Source organism: Cohnella phaseoli (genome assembly GCF_003386235.1).
GTDB lineage: Bacteria > Bacillota > Bacilli > Paenibacillales > Paenibacillaceae > Cohnella > Cohnella phaseoli.
The window spans coordinates 120,369-143,789 of the sequence record NZ_QRDZ01000022.1; the positions used below are offsets into that span (position 1 = coordinate 120,369).

General features: G+C 56.4%; 18 protein-coding genes. 10 read left to right on the top strand and 8 right to left on the bottom strand.

Translation table 11 applies throughout. The features are described from left to right. Positions 1 to 12 precede the first annotated feature (12 nt). The 3 genes from DFP98_RS24590 to DFP98_RS24600 all read right to left on the bottom strand — a co-directional run bounded on the left by DFP98_RS24590 (position 13) and on the right by DFP98_RS24600 (position 5,862). Positions 13 to 894 carry a carbohydrate ABC transporter permease gene (locus DFP98_RS24590; RefSeq protein WP_116063272.1) on the bottom strand — a complete coding sequence of 294 codons (882 nt, stop codon included), beginning with the start codon at positions 892 to 894 and terminating at the stop codon, positions 13 to 15. Between the two features lie 23 nt (positions 895 to 917). Next, positions 918 to 1,904, bottom strand: a complete 987-nt coding sequence (locus DFP98_RS24595) for an ABC transporter permease (RefSeq protein ID WP_246016677.1) — start codon at positions 1,902 to 1,904, stop codon at positions 918 to 920. A 100-nt stretch (positions 1,905 to 2,004) separates the two neighbouring features. Continuing rightward, the gene (locus DFP98_RS24600; RefSeq protein WP_246016678.1) at positions 2,005 to 5,862 is read right to left on the bottom strand and encodes a hypothetical protein; all 3,858 of its coding nucleotides are present in this window, start codon (positions 5,860 to 5,862) and stop codon (positions 2,005 to 2,007) included. A 172-nt stretch (positions 5,863 to 6,034) separates the two neighbouring features. Here DFP98_RS24600 and DFP98_RS24605 point away from each other — a divergent pair, with 172 nt between their 5' ends. The 7 genes from DFP98_RS24605 (at position 6,035) to DFP98_RS24635 (ending at position 16,184) form a co-directional block, all read left to right on the top strand. Continuing rightward, positions 6,035 to 7,060 carry a family 43 glycosylhydrolase gene (locus tag DFP98_RS24605; protein ID WP_116063273.1) on the top strand — a complete coding sequence of 342 codons (1,026 nt, stop codon included), beginning with the start codon at positions 6,035 to 6,037 and terminating at the stop codon, positions 7,058 to 7,060. Beyond that, a complete protein-coding gene (locus DFP98_RS24610; RefSeq protein ID WP_116063274.1) occupies positions 7,057 to 9,759 on the top strand; it encodes a family 78 glycoside hydrolase catalytic domain in 2,703 nt (900 codons plus the stop codon). Before DFP98_RS24605 ends, DFP98_RS24610 begins: the two co-directional genes overlap by 4 nt. 13 nt (positions 9,760 to 9,772) lie before the next feature. Continuing rightward, entirely contained in the window at positions 9,773 to 11,839 is a 2,067-nt protein-coding gene (locus DFP98_RS24615) for a beta-galactosidase (protein WP_116063275.1), read from the top strand. Next, positions 11,829 to 14,225 (top strand): glycoside hydrolase family 95 protein, encoded by a 2,397-nt coding sequence (locus tag DFP98_RS24620; protein ID WP_116063276.1) that lies wholly within the window; start codon positions 11,829 to 11,831, stop codon positions 14,223 to 14,225. The genes DFP98_RS24615 and DFP98_RS24620 overlap by 11 nt, the downstream gene beginning before the upstream one ends. 36 nt (positions 14,226 to 14,261) lie before the next feature. Then, the gene (locus DFP98_RS24625; protein WP_116063277.1) at positions 14,262 to 15,260 is read left to right on the top strand and encodes a hypothetical protein; all 999 of its coding nucleotides are present in this window, start codon (positions 14,262 to 14,264) and stop codon (positions 15,258 to 15,260) included. Positions 15,261 to 15,320: 60 nt separating this feature from the next. Next, positions 15,321 to 15,710 carry a hypothetical protein gene (locus DFP98_RS24630; RefSeq protein WP_116063278.1) on the top strand — a complete coding sequence of 130 codons (390 nt, stop codon included), beginning with the start codon at positions 15,321 to 15,323 and terminating at the stop codon, positions 15,708 to 15,710. A 204-nt stretch (positions 15,711 to 15,914) separates the two neighbouring features. Continuing rightward, positions 15,915 to 16,184 carry a TroA family protein gene (locus DFP98_RS24635; protein WP_116063279.1) on the top strand — a complete coding sequence of 90 codons (270 nt, stop codon included), beginning with the start codon at positions 15,915 to 15,917 and terminating at the stop codon, positions 16,182 to 16,184. 90 nt (positions 16,185 to 16,274) lie between these two features. Here the strand turns inward: DFP98_RS24635 and DFP98_RS24640 are convergent, their stop codons facing one another. After that, complete coding sequence (locus tag DFP98_RS24640; protein ID WP_181917925.1) at positions 16,275 to 17,033, bottom strand: helix-turn-helix transcriptional regulator; 759 nt, start codon at positions 17,031 to 17,033, stop codon at positions 16,275 to 16,277. A 163-nt stretch (positions 17,034 to 17,196) separates the two neighbouring features. Here DFP98_RS24640 and DFP98_RS24645 point away from each other — a divergent pair, with 163 nt between their 5' ends. Beyond that, positions 17,197 to 18,147, top strand: a complete 951-nt coding sequence (locus tag DFP98_RS24645; RefSeq protein ID WP_116063281.1) for a nucleoside hydrolase — start codon at positions 17,197 to 17,199, stop codon at positions 18,145 to 18,147. After that, a complete protein-coding gene (gene rbsK / locus DFP98_RS24650) occupies positions 18,144 to 19,070 on the top strand; it encodes a ribokinase (protein ID WP_116063282.1) in 927 nt (308 codons plus the stop codon). Before DFP98_RS24645 ends, rbsK begins: the two co-directional genes overlap by 4 nt. A gap of 109 nt (positions 19,071 to 19,179) precedes the next feature. On the opposite strand, the gene DFP98_RS24655 is transcribed toward rbsK, so the two are convergent. From DFP98_RS24655 to aroC, 4 genes are all read right to left on the bottom strand, one after another. Next, positions 19,180 to 20,073 carry an alpha/beta fold hydrolase gene (locus tag DFP98_RS24655; RefSeq protein WP_116063283.1) on the bottom strand — a complete coding sequence of 298 codons (894 nt, stop codon included), beginning with the start codon at positions 20,071 to 20,073 and terminating at the stop codon, positions 19,180 to 19,182. Between the two features lie 100 nt (positions 20,074 to 20,173). Next, entirely contained in the window at positions 20,174 to 20,758 is a 585-nt protein-coding gene (locus tag DFP98_RS24660; protein ID WP_116063284.1) for a TetR/AcrR family transcriptional regulator, read from the bottom strand. 27 nt (positions 20,759 to 20,785) lie between these two features. Beyond that, entirely contained in the window at positions 20,786 to 21,214 is a 429-nt protein-coding gene (locus DFP98_RS24665) for a VOC family protein (RefSeq protein WP_116063285.1), read from the bottom strand. A gap of 102 nt (positions 21,215 to 21,316) precedes the next feature. Further along, positions 21,317 to 22,375, bottom strand: a complete 1,059-nt coding sequence (aroC, locus tag DFP98_RS24670; RefSeq protein WP_116063286.1) for a chorismate synthase — start codon at positions 22,373 to 22,375, stop codon at positions 21,317 to 21,319. A gap of 108 nt (positions 22,376 to 22,483) precedes the next feature. Here aroC and DFP98_RS24675 point away from each other — a divergent pair, with 108 nt between their 5' ends. After that, complete coding sequence (locus DFP98_RS24675; protein WP_116063287.1) at positions 22,484 to 23,377, top strand: LysR family transcriptional regulator; 894 nt, start codon at positions 22,484 to 22,486, stop codon at positions 23,375 to 23,377. Positions 23,378 to 23,421 lie beyond the last annotated feature (44 nt).

Genomic DNA, 23,421 nt, shown 5'->3' on the forward strand with positions numbered 1-23,421 from the left:
ATCTATCGAGAATCAGCCTTTAACCGCGCCGATCATCGCACCTTTGACAAAATATTTTTGCAAGAACGGGTACACGATCATGATCGGTACGACGGCCACGACCATCGACGTTACCTGCAGCGAATACGTGGTTACCTTGACGGCATTCGCCGCATATTCGATACTGACCGCATCCGTCGGAATGTTGCCTCTATTGATGACTTCGATCATCCGGTAGGTCAGCGTCCTCAGATTCTCGTTTTGCACGTAATAGGCTGAGTCGAGCCAGGCATTCCATTGTCCCACGCCCAGGAACAGCGCCATCGTAGCCATGAGAGGCTTGGATATGGGCAAGATAAGCGAGCGGAAAATTCTCATATCGTTCGCGCCGTCGATCGTCGCGGCCTCCCGCAATTCCGAGGGAATTTCCCGGAAGAACGATACGGCGATAAACAGGAAGAAAATATTAAGCATTGATGGAACGACGTATACCCAGAACGTATTCAGCAAGTGCATGTGCCTTAGGATAATATAAAACGGAATTAATCCCCCGGATACGTACATGCCGATAACGAACAGAGAAAAGTAGATTTTCTTGAATACCAAACCCTTATGCGCCAATCCGTAGGAGACAAGGCAAGTAAAAACGACGCCGATCAACGTTCCGACTCCCGTTCTCGCCACCGTGACGAAGAAGGCCAGCGTCCATTTCGCATCGCCCATAATCTTCTCGTAGTTGGCTAACGTAAAGTCCCGGGGCCAGAAGTAAATCCCTCCCAGCCCGGTATCCAGCCCGTTATTGAAGGAGATGATAAATAAATAGTAGAAAGGGTAAGCGGTGACGATAAAGATGACGATCAGCAACGCATAAACGAACGTATCCACGGAATAGTCCTCGAGCGTTCTTTTTCTCATGGTGTCCCTCCTCTCTTACCCGTCTAGAACAAGCCCGATTTGGTTGTTTTCTTCGAAATCCAGTTGCTGCCGAAAATCAAGATGACGGAGATGACGGCCTGCAGCAAATCGATAGCGGTAGCGAAGGAGTAGCGTCCCTGGGACAGCCCTACCTTAAACGCGTACGTTTGCAGGATTTCCGATTTGTCCGCGTTCACGGCGTTTCCGAGCAGGAAGGCTTGTTCGAAGTTGGAGCCGACCAGCCCGCCGCCAAGCAGGCTTCCGAGGGCCAGAATCAGCACGACGATGGTCGTTCCCCTGATGCCGGGAAGCGTAATATGCCAAATCCGGCGCAGGCGCCCGGCCCCGTCGATATGCGCCGCCTCGTACAATGCGGGCGAGATGCCGCTGACGGCGGCCAAGAAGATGATCGTCCACCAGCCGGATTCTTTCCATACTGCGGTTCCGACAGCCATCCCCCAGAAGTTGCCCGGATCGGACAGGAAGGCGATCGGCTCCTTGATCAATCCCAATCCCATCAGTAAGATGTTGAAAATGCCGCTGTTCTCAGACAGGAATACCGAAGCGAGCCCGGCCACAACAACCCAGGAAATGAAGTGAGGAAGATAACTGGCCGTCTGCACCGCCCGCTTGAATAGGCCGTCCTTCACTTCGTTAAGCATGAGAGCCAGCAAGATCGGGATCGGAAAGGCGAAGATGAGTTTAAGAAAACTGATCCCTAGCGTATTGATGACGATCGTCTTGAAGTTATAACTGTTTACGAACTCTTTGAAATATTTCAGTCCCACCCATTCGCTGGTGAAAATCCCGGAAATGCCGGAAGCGATCTTATAGTTCTTAAACGCGATCAGAATACCGAACATCGGAAGGTAATGAAAAATAAACAGAGAGATCAGGCCAAGCCATACGAATAGTTGCATGTACTTCTGTTGTCTAAAGCGCTTCCATACAAGACGAATGGAATGATCCGATTTTGTCGTCGCGTATTCCTTTGCCAGTTGCTGCTTCAATCGATCCACTCCTTATCAGCGCGTATTGCAGCCTTAATTCGAGGTTACAATACGCGCCGGAACCGCTCAATTGTTCATTCTTCAAATCTGATGTTCGATTTTAAGATGTTTCTTGGCTTATTCGAACAGGTCCGTGCAGCCCCCCTGCGGCAAAATGATGCTGCCAGGTCGGATCGATGCCGCTGTTCCAATACGATACTTTGGGATCTGTGCTGCCTCCCACATTGTGCGAAGGCCTTCCCGTTTCATAATGCGCGCCCAGTGTGTTCGTTATGCGAATGCGCAAACGATGCGCTCCTTCCTCCGGTCCTTCCCCCAGATCGAAGCGGTAGGGCCGCCATGCCCGAACGCCCATCGGGCGCCCGTCCAGCCATACCTCGGCCGTGCCTCGGACATGGCCCAGATCCAGGATCGCCCGCCCGGAGGCCGGCAATTCGACGATTCGTTCGTATTCGACCGCGCCGCTGTGATGCGGCAGGGCAAGCGCCGTTCGCCAATCGCCCAATGGGCCCGGCGCAGGGGAAAGCTTGAAGCGGATCGGTGCAAGCAGGACGTCGGCATCCGAGCAGGGGCCGGACGGTTCGATTCGAATAGCCGCGATCGCTCCCGCCATCTGAGGAGGGAACTCGGCGCAGCCGTCACGCACGGGGACCTCCTTGCCGGAAATCCATACTCGCATGGAACCCGCCGCGGCCACGGTCATGCCGGAAGCGCCAATAGGGAGCGGTAGCCGTACCCATACGGGGCGGCCGATCATAGCCGGATCGCCTTGGAACGGCAGCGGCTCCGGGTCCGGAACGGAGTGCGGCATGAGCCAGCCGACGCCCGGGAGCGGATGCGGCCGAGGAGACAGCCACAGCGTCTCAGTCTCCGCGAATTGCAGCACGGCTTCATGAAGGATGGCTGCCGCATTTCCGGACTCGTCGAGCCAGTCCTCCCCGGTGCAGAACGCCGTTTGTTGCCCGTTCGTCTGCTCGATGACCCCGTCCGCAAGCACTTCGCCAGCGCCTTCGGGCAGCTCGAACCGGATCTCGTTCGCGCCCTCCCGCCATAGCGAAGTCACATCCGCCTCTTCTTGTCCTTGGCGAATATAAGGGTTAAAATCGCCGTGTTCCGTCACCTTGGTACCGTTCACGTACAAAGCGACCCGGCCTCTGGCTGCGAATACGAGCCTGACGCGCTCCACGGACGCGCCCGGGCGCGGCTCGATCGTCTTGATCAAGCGGGAGCCGGCATTCGGGGTCGTCGTCATGATCCACTTGGGCAACGGCGGCTTGGCCTCTGCGTTAACCTCTATCCCGGCTCGAGCCAGGCCGCTGACGATCGCCTTCACCCGCAGCTTCAATTCATTGGGGCCGGCATTTAGCTCGATCCAGGCGGTCTGCTCCTCGGGGCCTCCCTGCCATTGGATTTCCCGGTCGTTGATCCGGCCCGCGATGTCGGCATTGCTTTCGATACGAATCCAATAGCGGCCGGCTGAAGGCGCAAGCACATAGGTGCGGGCCCATACGGTTCGGCCCTGCTCCACTTCGCCGAGGTTCAGGAATCTTCGCGGGACTCGTCCCATTCGGCCGGCCCAGGATCTAAAGTTGTGGTCGCCGAACGTACGGCTGTACACGACCGGTCGACTGGCTCCGGGCTCGAAGCGCTCATCGTCGGAAGCCTGCCAATAGGCGGCCTCGCTCCACAAGCGGTCTGCCCAGGAAGCATCGTCGCAATCGGGATGCTGCCAATCCGCCCGTTCCCCTTCCGCCTCGTTTGTCTCCTGACGGACCCGGACCATCCGTCGCTCGATCGGCGCATACTGCGTGCGTTCCCCATGCAGGTCGAAGTCGCCGTAGCGATTATCCAGTGTCGACACCGCCATAATCCGCCAACCTTCGGAGGGCAGCTCGCGGCAGACCGACGCCGCGGGGAGCGCAACTGATTTAGCAGAAAGGACCGTTGTTGGCGTAACAGCAGGATATGCGGGCTCGCCGCGGTCCTCCTCGCGGGGGCAGACGACCAATGCGGCCGGCCAAGAAGCGAAGCTTACTTCCAGCTCCGCCCATTCGCCGTCGCGCGTGTACGTCGCGGGAATAATGTCTCCGTTGACCGGGTCCCAAAGCTGGGGACGGCCTTGCGTGCGCAGCCGATAGAAGGCGCTTTCTTGCAAAACCGTCCGCCCGTCGGAAGGCTGGTGCATCGCGAGCAGCCGACCTTCTTCGGGAAGCAGCAAGAAGACGTCCGCATCCTCCACGCGGCGATGAAGGGACATGCCCGGCCCCTGCACGATTCGAGGAATACGCTCATTCAGAAGCTGGACGGCGGAGGCCGCGGAATCGACCTTGACGATTCCGTTCAGCACCGGATCATCCTCCGGCACCTCGATCCCGATCACCCATCCGCCTTCTTCGATCCAACGCTCCACCCGGCGGCGGGCCGCCTCGTCCATCCTCGTCGTTCCGCACAGCAGCAAGACGGAGAACGTCTCGTCCGCAATGCGCAGCTTGCCTTCTTCCACCTTGCTTTTCTCCAACGCCGAATCGTCGACGACGTCGAAATCCAGCCGGGCTTCCCTAAGAACGCCAAGCTTATGCTGATCCCTGCGAGCATTGTACCCGGCTACGTCCGCATACACTCTGCGGAGATGCTCCATCTCGCCGTTGGGCACCTGATTGGCGACCAGCATCGGATGATCGGTGCTCTTCCCGTCGCTTAGCGACATATAACCCGATGCCGCATAGGACGGATAGTGCACCGCGATCGGCGCGACATGCGTTCCTTCGCTCAGCAGAGAGCAGATGCGACTAACGGTGTCGGCGAATACCGAGTAGTGCTCGAAGTACGGCTGACGCCAGCCGGTATCGGGCGGCGCCCATTCCCACCAACCGCCGCGCGTGCTGTAATAGACCGAATGCGGGCTGTACAGCGTCACGCCCGCCTGGAACCAGGGAATCAACCAGTGCAGCGTTTCCTCCAGCGTTCCGCCCCACCCGCTCGTATGAAACGCTTCCAGGAACACGCGCTTGCCTCCGTGCAGATGAACCATCGAAGAATGCGGCTTAATCTCTCCGTCCATATCGCAACCCGCCGCATTGTACCAGCGATGCGTTCGAATATAATCCAGATACAGACGCTGTGCCCCATGCACGTCGACCTTCCGCGCCGGTCCGGCCTGATCGCAGCACAGCAGCATCCGATGCTTGTCATGCCATTGCGCGATCGGAACGAAGAAGGCCCGCTCGGCCAATTCCGCCGCCAGCTCGTACACCTGCCTTCGCACACGGCCCGACTCGGGCAGATCTTCGAACAACGCCGGAAGCCCGGTCAGTAAATCCCCGCCGTATCTGTCCTCGTACAGGTCCGTCAGCTGCGGCGTCCACAACGGAAGGGGAGGCAGCTCGTCCTGGAAGCTCCCCGCGATCGTCCGTCCCAGATCGTGCGGGAACCTGCGTTCGAATTCTCCATGTACTCGATCGAGCAGCAAGGAACAGGCATAGGGGTCCAGCCAGTTAAAGCCTTGGCGAACGGAAGCGTATTGGTATTCAGAGGTCTGCAGCAGCAGCGTCGCCCCCTCGGGCAGCCGTTCGTCCGCGGCGAATCTGCGCAGAACGTAGCCGGCGCATTCCGGAAGTTCGGCCACAATCCGCGCCGGGAAGTTTGAGCCGGAGAAACCGATCTGGTCGTAGAAATACAGGTACATGCCGAGCCGCTCCGCTTCCCGCAAAGCCGCTTCGAACATCGCCCACCAGCGTTCGCTGAAATAGAAGGGATTATCGCTTACGCTGCCGTATTGGGGACCGGTCGGCGCGATATTGATAATGCCGATATTGCGCAAGCCGCCATCGCGGAATTTTTGCAGCTGCCAGCGGATGCGCTCTTCCGTCACTTCCTCCGCGCTCCACCACCAGAAAGGCAACGGCCCGAAGCGCGGATCGGCGGATTTAAACTGTCGCTTCAATCGTTCTATGCTCATCGTTCACCCTCGCTCGCCTGTAAATTGGCTTTCCATACCCCTTATCTTAGGAGCCTGTTCAAAGCGATGTATAGCGATCATTTTTAACCAAAAGCCTTAATTATCCGGATATCCTTCCATGTTATGATGGTTCAAACTTCATTCGCCGTCTCGGCAAGGAGGGAGCATTCCGTTGAATATTCGCCCTTATTTAACGCCCTACAAGTACGGCCATCCCGTACTGGTCGGCTCCGGAGTTCCCGGCAGCTTCGACTATCACGCGGTAGATTGTCCATTCGTCTTCCGGCATCGCGACGGCTTCTATATGATGTACGTCGGCTTTGACGGCGTAGGCTATCAGACCGCGCTGGCGACAAGCGAAGATCTGCTCCGTTGGGAGCATCTGTCCACCATTCTCGACAGGGACGAAGGCTCCCGCTGGGATTCGCGGAACATTGCCGGAACGTGGATTCTGAGGGAAAACGACTTGCATAAAGCTCCGACTCTGAAAAAGTGGCAAGGAAAGTATTGGCTTACGTATCACTCCTATCCTGGCGACGGATACGAGGCCGGACCCGCGAAGATCGGACTCGCCTGGACGGACGACGAGAGCCTGCTGACGTGGCATCGGCTCGAAGCGCCTATTCTCGTACCGGAGGAAGGCGCGGATTGGGAACGCGGCGGATTGTACAAAGAATGCCTCGTGGAGCATGAGGGGACGTTCTATCTGTTCTATAACGCTAAAAATCAGGATCACGGACGCTGGGTCGAACAGACGGGGCTGGCCGTATCGACGGATTTGCGGAATTGGCGGCGGCACGAGCATAACCCGGTTCTGAAGGTGACGCCCGGAGCCTGGGATAGCGGCTTCGTCAGCGACCCGTGCGTGCTTCGCGACGGCGATCGCTGGGTGATGTACTTTTTTGGCTACGATTACAAGAAAGCGCAGGAAGGCATCGCTCTATCGCACGATCTGAGGCAATGGGACAAATATCCCGACCCGATCATCGAGACGGGCCGGGAAGGCGAGCTGGACGCCCTCTTCGCGCACAAGCCTTCCGTGATCAACCATAAAGGCGTTCTCTACCACTTCTACACGGCCAGCCGCCGTCCGCAAGACGGGGATCGGACCTGCAATATTTTCCCTGAGTTCCGCACGATCACGGTGGCGACGTCTGAACTGCTGACTGGACACGCGTCTTCAGGAGGAGAACTATGACCGAACTGATCATCTCGTCGATGCGGACGGAAGGCCGCGTCCAGCCCATGGGACTGGATGCAACCGCTCCCATGCTGGGCTGGACTTTCGCGTCGTCCCCGTCACGCTCCCGTTCGCAAACCGCCTATCGGATCAGGGTCGCTGCGTGCGAGGAGCTACTGGTCGACGGACGATCCGATGTATGGGATAGCGGATGGCGGGACGGCGGGAATCAAGCCGCAATTGCCTACGAAGGGGCTCCGCTGGAGCCCCGGAGGCGCTACTACTGGCAAGTGACGGTGCGGGATGACCTCGGCCGACAAGCGGAAAGCCCTGTCTCCTGGTGGGAGACGGGCTTGCTTCGCGATGGAAGATGGAGCGGAAAGTGGATCGGAGACGCTTCCGACGGGACAGCCGGGCGCCCGCTCCCTCAGTTCCGTCGGAGCTTCCGGATCGAGAAGCCTGTGCGGTGCGCCCGGGCGTATATAAGCGGTCTCGGTCATTACGAGCTTCGCCTGAACGGCGGCAAAGTCGGCGATTACGAGCTCGACCCCGGGTGGACGGAATATGACAAAACGGTTCTCTATATCGCTTACGACATCACCGATGCTCTCGTACAAGGGGAGAACGTGGCCGGCATCCTGCTCGGCAACGGCTTCTACAATGTGGCAGGCGGCCGCTATACGAAATTTAAAGACTCGTATGGCGCGCCAAAATGTCTGGCCGATCTGGTCATCGACTACGCCGACGGCACGAGCGAGACGATCGGCACGGATAGCGCGTGGCGGACGGCCGCAAGCCCGCTCGCCTTCTCCTGCATCTATGGCGGTGAGGATTACGATGCGCAATTGGAGCAGGAAGGCTGGGATCGTTCCGGCTTCGCCGAAGGGGCAGATTGGCACGAAGCGGCGGAGGCGGAAGCGCCTTCCGGAGAGCTTGTCGCTCAGGCGGCGCCCGCCCTCAAAGTGATGGAGCGGCTATCCCCGGTCTCTATCGCGGAGCCCAAGCCCGGCCTATTCATCGTCGATCTGGGCCGGAATTTCTCGGGCTGGCCGGAAATCGCCGTCTCTGGAACGCAGGGCGCAACGGTAAAGCTGATCCCGGCTGAGCTATTAACGGAAGACGGACTAGCTAATCAGAAATGGTCCGGATCCCCCTACGAGCTGAATTACACCTTAAGCGGCATGGGTACGGAAGTATGGAGACCTCGATTTACTTATTACGGGTTTCGATACGTTCAAGTTGAAGGTATCGGGGCGATTACTCCGGAAAAGGACGGCCACGAGGCGTGTAAGCTTCCGGTGCTGCACCGCATAGAGGGGCAGATGATCTATCCGGACGTTCGTAAGGCGGGAAGCTTTTGCTGCTCGGACGACAGGCTGAACCGGATTCACGAGATCATCAACCGGGCGATGCTCAGCAACATGAAGAGCGTGCTGACCGATTGCCCGCATCGCGAGAAGCTCGGCTGGCTGGAGCAGGTTCATCTGATGGGGCCTTCGCTGATATTCAACTATGACGTCGAGGCGCTACTCATGAAGGTGCTGGCCGACATCGCCGACGCCCAGCAGCCCGATGGGCTCATTCCGACGACGGCGCCGGAATATGTGGTGTTTCAGGAGCCGTGGGACGTGTTCCGGCATGCGGTCGCTTGGGGCGGCGCCTCCGTTCTGACCGCCTGGGAGCTGCTGCAGCGCTACGGAAACGCCGGCGTTCTGCAGCGGCATTACGAGACGATGAGACGTTATATCGACTACTTGACGGTCACCGCGGACGGCAACATTCTCCGAGACGGGCTGGGAGATTGGTATGACGTCGGTCCGAACGGGCCCGGCTTCTCGCAGAACACCCCGGTCCCATTGGCGGAAACCGCCATCTACTACGGGTTGGCCATCGTCATGCGAAGCATAGCGACGCGGCTTGGTTTCACTGAGGACGCGGACGTCTATGCCCGATTGGCGGATTCGATCAAAGGCGCCTTTAACCGCGAGTTCTTCGACGAGCGGACGGTTCTGTACGCTGAGGGCAGCGATGCAGCCTTAGCGATGCCGCTGGCCATCGGACTGGCTCCGGATGCTCATCGGGACGCCTTGTTTGCGCGGCTTGTTCGGAACATCGAGGAGCGAGGCGGCCGGACGACGTCCGGCGACGTGGGCCACAGATATGTGCTGCTTGCGCTTGCGCGCGGCGGACGGTCGGACCTGATCTACCGAATGACGCGCAGCACCGATACGCCAGGCTATGGCTATCAGATCGCCAACGGCGCGACAACGCTGACCGAAGCCTGGGACGGACCGACCGTCGGCAAATCGCAGAACCATTTTATGCTTGGGCATCTGGAGGAGTGGCTTTACACCGGTCTCGCGGGGCTGGATTACCGGTATCTTCCGGAAACGGGGCGTTTCGCCGTGAAGGTTAAGCCAGGCATTGTCGGCGACGTGCTATGGGCCGAAGCCCGGCATGAGCTGCGAGCGGGCCAAGCGTCCGTTCGGTGGGAACAGGGAGAAGGGCATGCGCTAGAGGTTGCCGTGGAAATTCCGGTCAATGCGGACGGATGGATCCATATTCCCGTTTCCGAATTCGATTCCGTCGCCGTGGAAGGAGACGGAGCGCGGTTCGTCGGGCACGAGGACGGCTGTGCGGTCTATCGGACCGGTTCGGGCTCGTTCGTGTTCACCGCGAAGAGCCGGAGCGATCGACGGAGCGTAGATCAAAAATAAGGAGGGTGCGTTCATGAAACGCAAGTGGTCGAAAATCGTCTACGGCGGAGATTACAACCCCGAGCAATGGCCGCGGGAAATCCGCGACCAGGATATGCGCCTGTTCAAACTGGCCGATATCGATATCGTTACTCTAAACGTATTTTCCTGGGCGTTGAATCAACCGGACGAGCAAACTTACCGGTTCGAATGGTTGGACGAGGTCATGGACGAGCTCCACAGGAACGGCGTCGCGGTATGCCTGGGGACGAGCACAGCCGCTCATCCGGCCTGGATGGCGCTCCAATACCCGGACGTGCTGACTGTAGATCCCGAAGGCCGCAAAAAGAAGTTCGGACGCAGGCACAATTCCTGTCCGAACAGCCCGACCTTCCGTAAATATTCGGCGCTTATGGCGGGCAAGCTGGCCGAGCGATACAAGAACCACCCCGCGCTGCTGCTCTGGCATGTGAACAACGAGTACGGCTGGCGCTGTTATTGCGATAACTGCGAGCGGGCATTCCGGCTATGGCTGGAGAAACGGTACGGAACGCTGGATGCCTTGAACGACGCCTGGTATACGCGCTTCTGGGGCCACACGTTCTACAGCTGGGAGGAGATCGTCCTCCCCAGCCTGCTGTCCGAGCATATCGATGCGGCCAATCCGGACAAGACGGCGTTCCAGGGCATCTCTCTCGATTATGCCCGGTTCGCCTCGGATAGCCTGCTGGAATGCTATATGCTGGAGCGAGACGCGATCAAGGCCGTCATTCCCGACGCGGTCGTGACGACGAACTTTCAGGGGAATGGGGCTTACAAGCCGCTAGATTATTTCAAGTGGGCGAAGGAGATCGACGTCATCGCGCTGGACAGCTACCCGACGAACGATATGCCCATGAGCCAGATCGCCATGCGGCACGATCTGATGCGCGGCTTGAAGAACGGGGATCCGTTCCTGCTCATGGAGCAAAGCCCCAGCGTGCTTAACTGGAAGGACGTCAATCCGCTCAAGCGTCCCGGAGTCATGCGGCTGTGGAGCTATCAGTCGATTGCGCGCGGGGCCGAGAGCATTATGTTCTTCCAGATGCGCAGAAACGCAGGGGCGTTCGAGAAGTTTCACGGCGCGATCATCGACCATGCCGGCCACGAGCATACCCGCGTATTTCGGGAGGTGGCGGAGCTCGGCGGCGAATTAAAGCGTCTGGGCGACACGCTGCTCGATGCCAGAACGACGTCGCGGGCGGCCATTGTCTTCGATTGGGACAATTGGTGGGCGCTTGAATACTCCAGCGGACCGACCGTCGCGCTGAAGTATCTCGATCAGATTCAGCGGTATTACGACGCTTTCTATGATCGGAACATTCCGGTCGATCTGATCGGCGTGGATTCGGATCTGAGCGCCTACGACCTCGTACTTGCTCCCGTACTTTACATGGTTAAGCCGAGCTATGCCGCCAAGCTGGAAAATTACGTGCGCGGGGGCGGAACGTTCGTCACCACATTTTTCAGCGGCATCGTCGGCGAGAGCGATCTGGTTGCGCTCGGCGGATACCCTGGCGAGCTGCGCAAGCTGCTTGGGCTATGGGCGGAAGAGCTCGATGCTCTGTTCCCCGATCAACACAATTCGATCGTCATGAAAGAATCGCTAGGCTCGGTTAGCGGCTCCTATTCCTGCGGCCTACTCTGCGACCTGATTCATTCGGAAGGCGCCGAAGTGCTGGCGGAATACGGGGACGACTTCTATCGCGGCAGACCCGCGCTCACACGCAACCGTTTCGGCCAAGGAGAAGCCTGGTATATCGCATCCAGTCCGGAGCAGCGGTTTCTATCGGACTTCGTTGCAGAGCTGTGCAGGCGGAAGGGCATCAATCCGCTGCTGGATACCCCGCGCGGCGTCGAGGCTACGCAGCGCGTCAATGCCAACGGCCGCTTTACGTTCGTGCTTAACCATCGCGACGACGAGGCGCAGGTGGACATTGGCGTCGCTGCATGCACGGATCTGCTATCCGGCTCTACTCTAACGGGAACGGTCGTTCTTCCTCCCAAAGGCGTACTAATTCTGCAAGGCGCTACGCAGGAAGGTGAAATCGATGAACGATGAGAACAAGCTCAAGCTCTGGTATCTACGGCCTGCCGCTGAATGGGTCGAAGCGCTGCCGATTGGCAACGGGCGACTGGGCGGCATGGCTTTCGGAGGAATCAAGCACGAGCGGATCCAGCTCAACGAAGATACCTTGTGGTCCGGGCGGCCGACCGATCCGAACAATGACGGGGCGGCAGCGTATCTGGAAGAGGTGCGGCGGCTGAATTTCGCCGGACGTTACGCGGAGGCGCAAGCTCTGATCGAAGAGCATATGCTCGGCCCGTGGGTCGAATCGTATCAAGCGATGGGGGATCTGCGACTGGAATTCGACGGGGGCGAACAGGTCGAGGATTACCGGCGCGAGCTGGATTTGCGGGACGCCGTATTCCGTACCCGTTTCGTTCGCCAAGGCGTTCTCCATACGAGAGAGGTATTCGTCTCCGCGCCAGATCAGGTCATGGTCGTCCGACTGGCGGTCGACCGCCCGGGCAAGCTGCATTTTCAAGCTTCGCTCGACAGTCCGCTTAACTATTCCGTGCAACGGGCGGACGACCGCCGCATCGCTTTGAACGGGCAAAGTCCGGTCCATGTCGAGCCCTATCACGTCGACACCGAACAGTCGGTGTTTTACGAAGACGGGCAGGGTCTGACGTTCGCCGTGCATCTCCAAGCTGCTTCGACGGACGGGAAGGTGGAGACGCAAGGCAATCGCATCGTCGTTCGCGACGCGACGGAGGCCGTGTTCCTGCTGGCTGCGGCGACCAGCTACAACGGTTTCGACCGCGACCCGCGAAAAGACGGCCAAGATCCGGAGCGGCTCTGCATCTCCCGGTTGAACGAGGCTTCGGGGCGAACTTGGGAGCAGTTGCTCTCCCGCCATACGGCCGATTATCGCCGCTTGTTCGAGCGCATCGATTGGCGGCTCGACGTTCCGGGCCTGGACGGCCTGCCGACGGACGAGCGGATCGATGCGCTGCGAGCCGGGAAGAACGATCCGCAGATGGCGGTGCTCTTCTACCAATACGGTCGCTACCTGCTAATCTCCAGCTCCCGCCCGGGCACGCAGGCGGCGACGCTGCAAGGCATCTGGAACGATATGACCCGTCCGCCGTGGGCCTGCTGCTATACGATTAATATCAATACGCAAATGAATTATTGGGCGGCGGAAGCGAATCATTTGGCCGAATGCCACGAGCCGCTGTTCGACCTGCTGGACGATCTGAGTATAACAGGGGCGCAGACGGCGAAGATCCATTATAATAGCAGCGGATGGGTCGCCCATCATTCCACCGACTTGTGGCGGACAGCCACTCCGTCCGGCGGTCCGTCGAAGGGACCGGCCAGTTGGGCATTCTGGCCGATGGGCGGCGTGTGGCTCTGCCGGCATCTGTGGGAGCATTACGAATTCGGCGGGGACCTCGACTTCCTGAAACGGCGGGCCTATCCGATCCTGAAAGGCGCCGCGGAATTTTGTCTGGACTGGCTCGTCGAGGATGGCGAAGGACATCTCGTAACGAATCCGTCTACTTCCCCGGAAAATACGTTTATCGGCCCGGACGGACAGAAGGCGGCCGTCAGCATTGCCTCGACGATGGACACGTCCATGATCCGGGAACTGTTCGCCCACTGCATCGAAGCGGCTTCGCTCCTGGACATCGACATCGAATTCCGGGGAACGCTGGAACAAGCTGCAGGCCGGCTTCTTCCGCTGCAAATCGGCCAATATGGACAGCTTCAGGAATGGTATCGGGATTTCGAAGAGAGCGAGCCGGGGCACCGGCATACCGCTCATCTGTATGCGCTGCATCCGGGGAGCGAGATTATTCCGTCCCGCGACCCCGAGCTCGCTGAGGCGGTCAAGGCGACACTTAAACGGAGACGAGAGCATGAAAAGCTCGATACGATCGGCTGGTGCTTTGCCTGGATGATCAGCATGTATGCCCGGCTTGAGGATGGAAATATGGCTCACGACTATCTGGAGAAGCTGCTCCGCAACCCGTTTCCGAATCTGTTCAATGCGCATCGCCATCCAAAGCTCGTCTTCTATCCGCTTACCATCGAAGCGAACTTCGGAGCGACCGCGGGGATCGCCGAGCTGCTGCTGCAAAGTCATGGCGGAGAAATCCGCCTGCTGCCGGCGCTCCCCTCGGCTTGGCCCGATGGCAGCATTCGCGGCTTGCGGGCGCGCGGGGGCTTCGAGGTGGCCATGGAGTGGCGAGACGGCAGACTGACGAGAGCCGAGATTCTCTCCCGTAACGGACGGACTTGCAAAGTGCACTTGGGAGCTCCGTTCTTCGTCGTCTCTTCCGACTCCGGAGAAAGACTCCGCAGCGATGACCGCTGCGAGGCGCAGTTTGCCACCCTGCAGGGCGGAAGATATATAATAGAGGCAACTTATAAATAATTCCTTCAGGTCGGCCTTAACAAGAGGAGCACGACAATGAACTGGAAATCAGAAATCTATCGGAAGGCGGTTCTAATCGCCGAGCAATACCGTGCGGTCAACGGTGTACGAGGGATCGCCATTGGCGGAAGCGTTGCCAGGCGAACCGTCTGGAAGCACTCCGATCTCGAGCTCTGCCTGTTTGTTGACGAATACCGCCCGGCGTTTGACTATTTTAACGTCATTGACGGCCTGGGCGTTGAAATTATTCAGATCAACGTGGCCAACGTTCGAGCCTTCCTCGATCGTTATGCAGAGGACGGGAGTATCCAAGGAGCGCTGAGCTTTCCTATTCAGGTTTACCAATGCCGCATCGTTCACGACCCCGAGGGGCTGCTGGCCGCATTCAAGCAAATTTACGATCGCGCTTTGTTCGACGACCGCATTAAGTCGGTCAAGAAACGGGAGGCGAAGCAACGCGCCGATGAACGATACGGGAACGCCATACGGCTACTTGATGAAGGCAGCCCCGCAAGCGCTCATGCCTCCCTTCGTCTGGCCGTGAACGAGCTAATGCTGGCCTATTATTGGCAGCACGATATTTTGCCCAGAAGCCAGAATCGTACCGTCTATTTGCTGAAACTCCATTCTCGCAAGCTGGGAAGCTTCGATTTGTACCGTCTTTTTACGGAGGTTTACGGATTGACCGGCAATAAGGCACAAATGAAGGAAGAGCTGTTTGCCGCCAAAAATGATCTCTTCTCGATTGCAAGCGCCGCATGGGGACGAAACGCTCCGGAATTTCTGGAAAAAGCCTGCGACGGGCAGCTGGAATGGGGATACGAAAGCAGCATTCTGTATGTTCATAAATGGTGCGTCCATACTATCCATTTCACGGAACTGACGCAAGCGATTTACGACCGCCCGGAGTTCGCGCGGCAGCGCCCCGAATTGACCAGGTTTCTGGGGTTCGACCGGACAGACGAAGAGCAAGTGTCTGCTTGGATGGAAGACTATACGAAAGTCGCAAGCGCACTGCAAATAAGAATCGAATAGACTTCCTTATTTTGTTCCATTACACTGGATAGCAAAATAGGAAAGCGAGGTGGGCCGGCATTGACAACGACGATTGTTGTTATTTTCATTACCGTCTCATTGCTTACGTCATCGCTTACGATCGCTTTGGTTGTCCAGAACGTGCGAGCGGGCAAAGCGAAAATCTCCCAGCGGAGAACCATCCTTGAGAACGGCATCCCCGCTCAGGCGACCATCAATTCTATCGAGCAAACCAACGTGCAGTTGGACGATCAGCCTGAGGTGCTGATTGATCTAACCGTCGTCAAGTCGGATGGCGAAGCCTTCCATGCCATGGTGCGAACCGTTATCCCGATCATTAACATTCCGTCGTTTCAAAAAGGCAGTGTCATAGAAGTTCGATATATGACCGTAAACAATGAACTGAAGGTCGAAGTCGAAGGCGCCTACTTCCCTTTCAGCAAGACTTGATGACGGAGCAACTAAGAAGGGATTCCATGAACATGGAAGACAAATTGATCTATTACTATACAGGGCTTGGCTGGAACGACGACCCCTGTGACGCGGAGACGCGCATTGCCGTTGTGACGACGGGCTTCGGCTGCGCGATCTGCGGTCCTTATCCCTTACGAAAGTCTAAGAACGGTCGACGAACAAATTTCTGTCATTGCGGATTTGCTCGGCAAGGATAAAGAAGGCGCGGAATGGCTGGAGCAATTCCATAAGAACGCGGATGAAGCGCGCGCCAAAGTGAACGCCGTCATTCCGGAAGGGAAATCGGCCGCGATTATCGGCATTATGGACGGCACTGTAGGCTTGCTTGGCGACCGATTCGGACGAGGCGGACAAGCGCTCTACAATGTACTGAAGCTCAAGCCGCCGGAAAGAGTTCAGAAGCTGATCGACAGAGATGCTAACAGCGTCCAAGTAAAAACAATCCATTAAAACAATGACAGCCGCTTGGGAACAGCGCCCATGCGGCTGTCATTTGTCTTATTTGCACCTTCTTTGGATGACGATTAGGGGTAGGAACCTTTAAACCTTCGAATTCCGATACTGCTGAGGGCTGGTCCCAACATATTTTTTAAATAGCATGCAAAATTGCGGAGGCGTGGAGAAGCCGCATTCCATGGCGATCGTCGTTACGGAGTCGCTGCTTCCCGCAAGCCGTTTTTTGGCCTGATCGATTCGCTTGCGAATGACGTACTGAATCGGCGAGTATCCGGTTTTCTCCTTGAATTGATGTCGGAAATAATGATAGCTGTATCCGAGCGTCTCGGCGAGATCGGCAAAATCGACTTTATCGCAGTTATATTGCTCGATGTAATTTTGAGCGTAGCGAAGCTTCTCATCAATCTCCAGAGTTTCGTTCGGCGCATCGCCGCCAATAATTCTCCCAACCTCGATAATCAGCTCCGTGAGAAGGCAATTCAACTTTAAGTGATAGAAGCTGTTTTTGCTTTGAAGCTCCGCAGCCATCTTTTCCAACAAGTCGTGAATGCGGCCGTCGGGATCGTCGCGATATAAGCCAGTTTGAAGATGGATCGGAACTTGGTCGTAGGAAAAGTTAACGAACATGACCTTGGTTTTGTCGCGCCTGTACTCATCGTGCTTATGCCCTGGAGGGATAACCGTAAATTGGCCGCTGCTATATGAATACGTATGGTTTCCGATCGTCGTGGTCCCGTTCCCCGAAGCATAAAATACAATTTCGAATCCCCCGTGGCTATGAAAATCGATATAGCTCTCCGCATCCCGCTCCGCGGCAAAGAACAAATCGAAGGAACAATTCATCTCGATATCCCCTTCTCTCAGCCATCGTCTAAAAAGCCAAATCATATAATATATCGACCATTAAAGGATACTAAAACATAGAACAATTCCTTTATTATTATATTAACGAAGACCAAATCATACAATCGTGGAATTGCGATTTTCCGAAAGGGTGCGAGTACTTATGCCAACCTCTTTTCCCAAGCTTTCCGAGCAACTTCGTCTCAGCCGCCTTGAACCGCCGACAGGCAAAGTCAACATGGTGCTGGATACGGACACCTTTAATGAGATCGACGATCAGTTTGCCGTAGCTTACTCTTTGCTATCCAAGAACAAATTGAATCTTCAAGCGATCTACGCCGCCCCCTTCTTTAATGAGAAATCGAGCGGACCGAAAGACGGCATGGAAAAAAGCTATCAGGAGATTCTTGATATTTTGGAGCGGATGGACCATCCTGCGGAAGGCTTTGCTTTCAGAGGCTCGGAGCAGTATTTACCGGCAGACGGTACGCCGGTAGACAGTCCCGCAGCCCGCGATCTGGTCGAGAAAGCATTGCGCACCCCGGACGAGGAGGTTCTTTATGTTGTCGCGATCGGCGCAATTACCAATGTAGCTTCAGCTATTCTGATGGAGCCTAAAATTATCGAGAAAATCGTGGTCGTCTGGCTAGGCGGACATACGCTGGATTGGCCGGACACCAACGAGTTTAATCTTATTCAGGACATACCGGCAGCTCGCGTCGTGCTGGATTGCGGAGTGCCGCTTGTTCTTGTTCCGTGCGTCGGGGTCGCTTCGCATTTGATCACGACTTTGCCGGAGATCAACCAATATGTAAAGGGCAAGGGGCGGATCGGAGATTTCCTTGCGCAGCGGTTCGAGGAATGCAGCGATGATCATTACGCTTATTCTCGAGTCATTTGGGACATTTCGGTGGTCGCTTGGCTGATCGACGCCGAATTTATTCCAAGCTGTCTCGTTCACAGCCCTATCGTAACCGACCAGGGGACCTGGAGCCGCAGTCCGACGCGGCACTGGATTCGCATTGCCCTGTTTGCCGACAGGAACCGGGTATTTAAAGACCTCTTCTCCAAGCTGGAGCAATATGCCGGCGAAGGTGAAGGTGAGAAACGATGAAATGGCCTAATCGACCTGTAGTAGCGGTAGTTGGCAGCATCAATATGGACATTGTCGTCGAATCGTCGTCGTTCCCTCAACCGGGAGAAACGGTCATGGGGCGGAGCATCGCTTATTTTGCCGGCGGCAAAGGGGCGAATCAGGCCGTTGCCGCAGCTCGTCTGGGGGCGGATGTCCGTATGATCGGCGCGATCGGGAGCGATAATTTCGGCAGCGAACTGCTTGCGGGACTAAAAGCGGAAGGCATCGACACACGAGGCGTAAAAGTAACGGAAGGAGCGTCTGGCATCGCTTCGATTCTCGTCTCGGGCGGGGAAAACGAGATCGTCGTCGTTCCGGGCGCCAACGGCGAGCTTCGGCCCGAAGACGTCGCGGCTAACGCAAGCTTGATCGAGGAGGCGGATATCGTTCTCGTCCAGCTCGAGGTTCCTCAAGACACCGTTGAGGCAGCCCTCAAGCTGGCGAAAACTTACGGCAAGAAAACGGTTCTGAATCCCGCTCCGGCCGGTCGATTCCCGGACGAATGGCTGCCGCTGGCCGACATCGTCACACCAAATGAGACCGAATTGGCGGCTCTCGTCGGAGAGGAACGGCTGGACGATCCGCTCGTGCTTCAAGAAGCGACGAACAAACTGCATATGCGCGGAGCTTCGCGAATCATCGTCACGCTGGGGGCCAACGGCGCTGCGCTGTCCTTGGGAGATGGGGAAATTGCCAGAGTGCCCGGCCATCGAGTGACGGTTGTCGATACGACGGGGGCGGGCGATACGTTCCACGGAGCGCTCGCCGCCGCGTGGGCCGGCGGACTGGAGCTGCCGGAGGCGCTCGCAGCCGCCGTGAAAGCTTCAGCGCTATCCGTAACGAAAGAAGGAGCTCAGACCGGTATGCCGACTTTGGAGGAACTGTCGAGCTGGATGAGCTAGCCGTTTTGTTTACTATATGGAATCGCTTGAAGTGAATTCGAGCGGTTCCACAAAAAAAATCCCCCTCGATCCCTCTGAGGAAGATAATCTGTATTTTCCATAGGTCATGTCAGTCCCGCCCCGCCTCGTACAGCTTCTGCGCAACCATAGCCGGCCTTGTGCGCGAATCGGTCATATGGTCCCCATCGCCGACGATTAAGCGGAATAGTCCAAGCCGCGAGGCCATATGAGGGTACCAGCCGAACCCTTCCGCTCCCGTAAAGACGTTGTCCTGATAAAAATAAAGGTAGCTTCTAGGGGTCGACAGCGCGTAAAACGCTTTAAGATCCAGCTTCTCGAACAGAGGTTTCGCCGGTTCAGGAGTGACGCCTGCGTAGATCCGTTTGGCTACCTCGAAGGGAGCCGTATTGACGAACAACTCCCGAAACAACGGAAATGGCAGCATAATCGTGTCATCGCTCGATGCCGCTCGAAGCTGCTCGAAGCCTTGCCTGGTTGCGGGCGGTACCTCGTCGGCAAGCGCTTCTCCGTCATTCAGTACGAACGCATCCCAAAAGACGAGACGCTTGATGCGGTCCGGTATTTGCTCGGCGACCTTCTGGACGACCGTCCCGCCGAAGCTGTGCCCGACGAGGATAATGTCATGCAGGTTCAGCCTTGTCACAATATCGACGACCGACTTCGTGATCATCGCGTGCGTGACCGCTTTGTTCGGATCGTTGCCGTGACCCGCATATTCCGGCGCGTAGACGGTCTGCCCTCTTCTGCGCAGTTCGGCCGCTATACCGTCCCAGAAATGGGCGTCCGCCCATGAGCCGTGAACAAGCACAAAGGTAAGTCGTTGCTGCTGCTGAGGAAACGGTCGATAGCTTTCGCCCGACTCTCGAGCGCTATACTGCCATGGCCATCGGCTATCCGAATAAGGCGTGCAGTTAAAACCTCGGGGAATAGGTCCGTAATAGAAATAGGGAAGTTGATGAATCGGCGGTTGATAAGGGAACATCCAAAAACATCCTTTCGGTCGGCATTATTCAGCTTATGCCTAATGTTTTTGTGAGGTTCCCCCCTCTTTATGATGCTCTTTGCTCCAAGCAAGCGAATCGTTATTGCTTTAATCCTCCCAAGAATACGGCAAGCACCTTCATCGTTTCATCGAGAGCATTAGGCTGCTGGGACTCGTTGGCAAGCCAGAGCGCCGTCTCATTCAAACCGCCGGATATAAAATGGGTCATGGCGTCAAGGGGAACCCGCCGGAAATGCCCCTGCTCTTGCATAATCTCAAGCTGGCCCCTCAATAAGCGCATAGAGTGATTTTTATCCATCTCTCTCCATACTTCCCAGCCCAGAATTGCAGGTCCGTCGATCAGCATAATACGCCTGTTTCGCTCTTCAACGGCGGCCATAATAAACGCTCGGCAACCCAAGTAGAGCTGCTCCCAGACGTCTTCGCTTGTCGAGGCCTCCTGCTCCAGCCTTTCGGCAACCTCTCGCTGGACGTCTTCAAGCACAATTCGGAACAAGTCCTTTTTACTGCGAAAATGATGGTAAACGGCTCCCCGCGTCAGATTCGCCTCATGCACGATCGATTCCAATGCCGCATCGGCATATCCATAATCGGTAAAATGGGTTCTGGCGATCTCGACCAGCTTACGAATCGTCTCCGCTGTCGCCGCTTTACTTCTTCTCATAATCGACTAGCTCTCCCCTGCGCCCCCCTACTTCCATACCTCTTCGGAGTATTGGGCGCTGAAATCCTCTGAAGGCGGAATAATAGTAATGACATCGATTAATACTCCGTTGGGATCCGAAGTAATAAAGTGCCGCTGTCCAAAATCTTCGCTTCGGATATCGAGTTCCAACGGCAGTCGCGATCCCCGGATAAGGCGTTCGTATTCGGCATCGACGTCGTCTACTTCGAAATTTAGAATCAATCCGCTTACTTTGGTCCGATAGGCATCGGGAACGGTCGGATGAGAAGCGTCAAGAATAGCCAATTCATAGGGCACATCGTTGCCGGTCAACTTCAAGCTTACGTACCAATCCGCTTCAAAAACCTTTTCGAATCCAAAATGAGCCTCGTAAAATGCTGCAGTAGCGCTAACTTGATCGGTTAAAATGACGGGATAAAAGCTGGAAGCTTTCATAATAATATCACCTCTCGGCTAGGATTGCATTCATATTAACATACATACAGTATGTATGTAAATAATGATTGCAAATTAGCTGCCGTCTGTACAAGAGGCCTGTTATTCGTCGAGCAACGCTGCTTGTCGCTTATAGTGATCCTCGATCACCAAGCACGCCATTGCTTCAATTACCGGCACGATTCGGGGACAGATGCAGGGATCGTGCCTGCCCTCCGTCACGATCTCCCGTTCCTTGCCGTACATGTCGACGGTCTGTTGCAAGACGGAGATGGACGATGTCGGCTTGACTACCACTCGGAATACGATGTCGGCTCCGGTGCTGATCCCGCCGATAATTCCTCCGGCATTGTTCGTCAGAAATCCCGTCCGATCCATCTGATCGTTGTGTTCGCTCCCCAACATAGCGGCCGCTTGGAAGCCCGCGCCGAACTCAATGCCCTTGATCGCGCCGATTGAAAGCATGGCCTTGGCTAGCTCCGCATCCAGCTTATCAAACACGGGCTCCCCGATCCCCGCCGCAACGCCGCTAATCCGACATTCCACGATTCCCCCACAGCTGTCGCCATTCGCGGATAGCTGTTCAATCCGCTCAATCATGCTCCGTGCCGCCACGGGATCGCATGCCCGCACCAGGTTGCGTTCGATGGCATCCGGTTCGAACGTTTCGCAGCGGATTCCCCCGACCTCCGTTGTGTACGCCAACACGGAGACTCCCCGTCGTTCCAGCAGCTTGCGCGCCACCGCGCCTGCAGCCACCCGAGCAGCCGTTTCTCTGCCCGAGGCTCTGCCGCTCCCGCGATAGTCTCGAAGACCATACTTCTTCTCATAGGTTAGATCCGCATGTCCAGGACGGTACATTGATTTAATATCGTCGTAAGCCGACGGGCGCATGTCTGTGTTGTTCAGCATAATGCACATCGGCGTCCCCGTTGTTCGGCCCTCGAATAGACCGGATAGGATACGAATCTTATCGTATTCCCGCCGAGGAGTCGTGACGGAGGATTGCCCCGGCTTTCTGCGATCCATCTGAATTTGTACATAGGCTTCGTCCAACTCAAGGCCCGGCGTTATGCCGTCTATAATGACGCCTACCGCTTCGCCGTGAGATTCGCCGAACGTAGTCACTTTTAATCTTTCTCCGAATGTACTGCCTGCCATAGCCATATACCTCCCGCTTTTTAATTCCTTTACGATCAGTTTAAAGGTATATTTGAAATAAATGAAATCGCAAAAACAGATCTTTGTCATAGAGAGGATTGATGACAAGTGATTGCCAATACGGAATGGTACCGAATTTTTCTCCATGCCGCCGAATATTCCAACCTGACTAAGGCCGCTCAAAGCCTACATATGACACAACCTTCCGTCAGCTATGCGATTAAGCAGTTGGAAGAGGCTTTGGGCGTGGAGCTGTTTGACCGCTTATCCAAAGGCGTGCGATTAACGCAAGAAGGACAAGCCCTATATTTGCATGTTCGGCAAGCGTTTGAGGAGCTTGATTCCGCCGAGCGGCGAATGAAGAGGCTGAAGCAGTTTAGTGAAGGCAATCTGCGAATTGGTGCGAACGGCGCCATTATCAAGGATTTCGTTGTCCCTCTGCTCGAACAGTTTCATGCTCGCTATGCGGATATTCGCATCCAGCTCTCTCAGGAAAAGACAAACCTCATCTTGGAGCGGCTGAAGCTGGGCTCATTGGACGTCGGTTATGTCTACTTGCCCATATCGGATGACGAGATTGAGATCGTCTCCTCCCATGTCTCGCCTTTTTGCGTAGTTGTGGGGAAGGCCTTGGCGGACTTGCAAAAAGAACCGCTGACCACGCAACAGATAACAGAACTTCCGCTCTTGATGCTTTCTCCGGGCAGCACGACGCGCTCCTTCGTCGAAATGTGGTTTCGGTCGCAGGGGGTCTCCGTAGAAGCCGATTTCGAACTGAATAGCCTTGAAATGATTACGGAATTGGTTGAGCGGGGATACGGGGCGGCGTTCTTGCCGCGGGCATTCGTGATGTCAAGAATCCGGAGCGGCTCTCTGAAGGAGCTGCGTACAGTCGTTCCATTACCTGACCGCCACATTGGCATCGCTGTTCGGAGACAGTCGGCCCCTTCCATTGCGGCCAAGGCATTCATCGAGATGCTGCAGCAATCTACCGATAGCTAACGGTGCTGGCTGCCGCCCTGGCAGGCAGAGGCTAAAAAAAAGCC

Excerpts from the sequence above, each read along its gene's own strand:
- DFP98_RS24610 (WP_116063274.1), top strand. The coding sequence starts at position 7,057 with ATGACCGAACTGATCATCTCGTCGATGCGGACGGAAGGCCGCGTCCAG.
- DFP98_RS24620 (WP_116063276.1), top strand. The coding sequence starts at position 11,829 with ATGAACGATGAGAACAAGCTCAAGCTCTGGTATCTACGGCCTGCCGCT.
- rbsK (WP_116063282.1), top strand. The coding sequence starts at position 18,144 with ATGAAATGGCCTAATCGACCTGTAGTAGCGGTAGTTGGCAGCATCAAT.
- aroC (WP_116063286.1), bottom strand. The coding sequence starts at position 22,375 with ATGGCAGGCAGTACATTCGGAGAAAGATTAAAAGTGACTACGTTCGGC.
- DFP98_RS24645 (WP_116063281.1), top strand. The coding sequence starts at position 17,197 with ATGCCAACCTCTTTTCCCAAGCTTTCCGAGCAACTTCGTCTCAGCCGC.
- DFP98_RS24615 (WP_116063275.1), top strand. The coding sequence starts at position 9,773 with ATGAAACGCAAGTGGTCGAAAATCGTCTACGGCGGAGATTACAACCCC.
- DFP98_RS24640 (WP_181917925.1), bottom strand. The coding sequence starts at position 17,033 with ATGAATTGTTCCTTCGATTTGTTCTTTGCCGCGGAGCGGGATGCGGAG.
- DFP98_RS24660 (WP_116063284.1), bottom strand. The coding sequence starts at position 20,758 with ATGAGAAGAAGTAAAGCGGCGACAGCGGAGACGATTCGTAAGCTGGTC.
- DFP98_RS24590 (WP_116063272.1), bottom strand. The coding sequence starts at position 894 with ATGAGAAAAAGAACGCTCGAGGACTATTCCGTGGATACGTTCGTTTAT.
- DFP98_RS24665 (WP_116063285.1), bottom strand. The coding sequence starts at position 21,214 with ATGAAAGCTTCCAGCTTTTATCCCGTCATTTTAACCGATCAAGTTAGC.
- DFP98_RS24655 (WP_116063283.1), bottom strand. The coding sequence starts at position 20,073 with ATGTTCCCTTATCAACCGCCGATTCATCAACTTCCCTATTTCTATTAC.
- DFP98_RS24625 (WP_116063277.1), top strand. The coding sequence starts at position 14,262 with ATGAACTGGAAATCAGAAATCTATCGGAAGGCGGTTCTAATCGCCGAG.
- DFP98_RS24600 (WP_246016678.1), bottom strand. The coding sequence starts at position 5,862 with ATGAGCATAGAACGATTGAAGCGACAGTTTAAATCCGCCGATCCGCGC.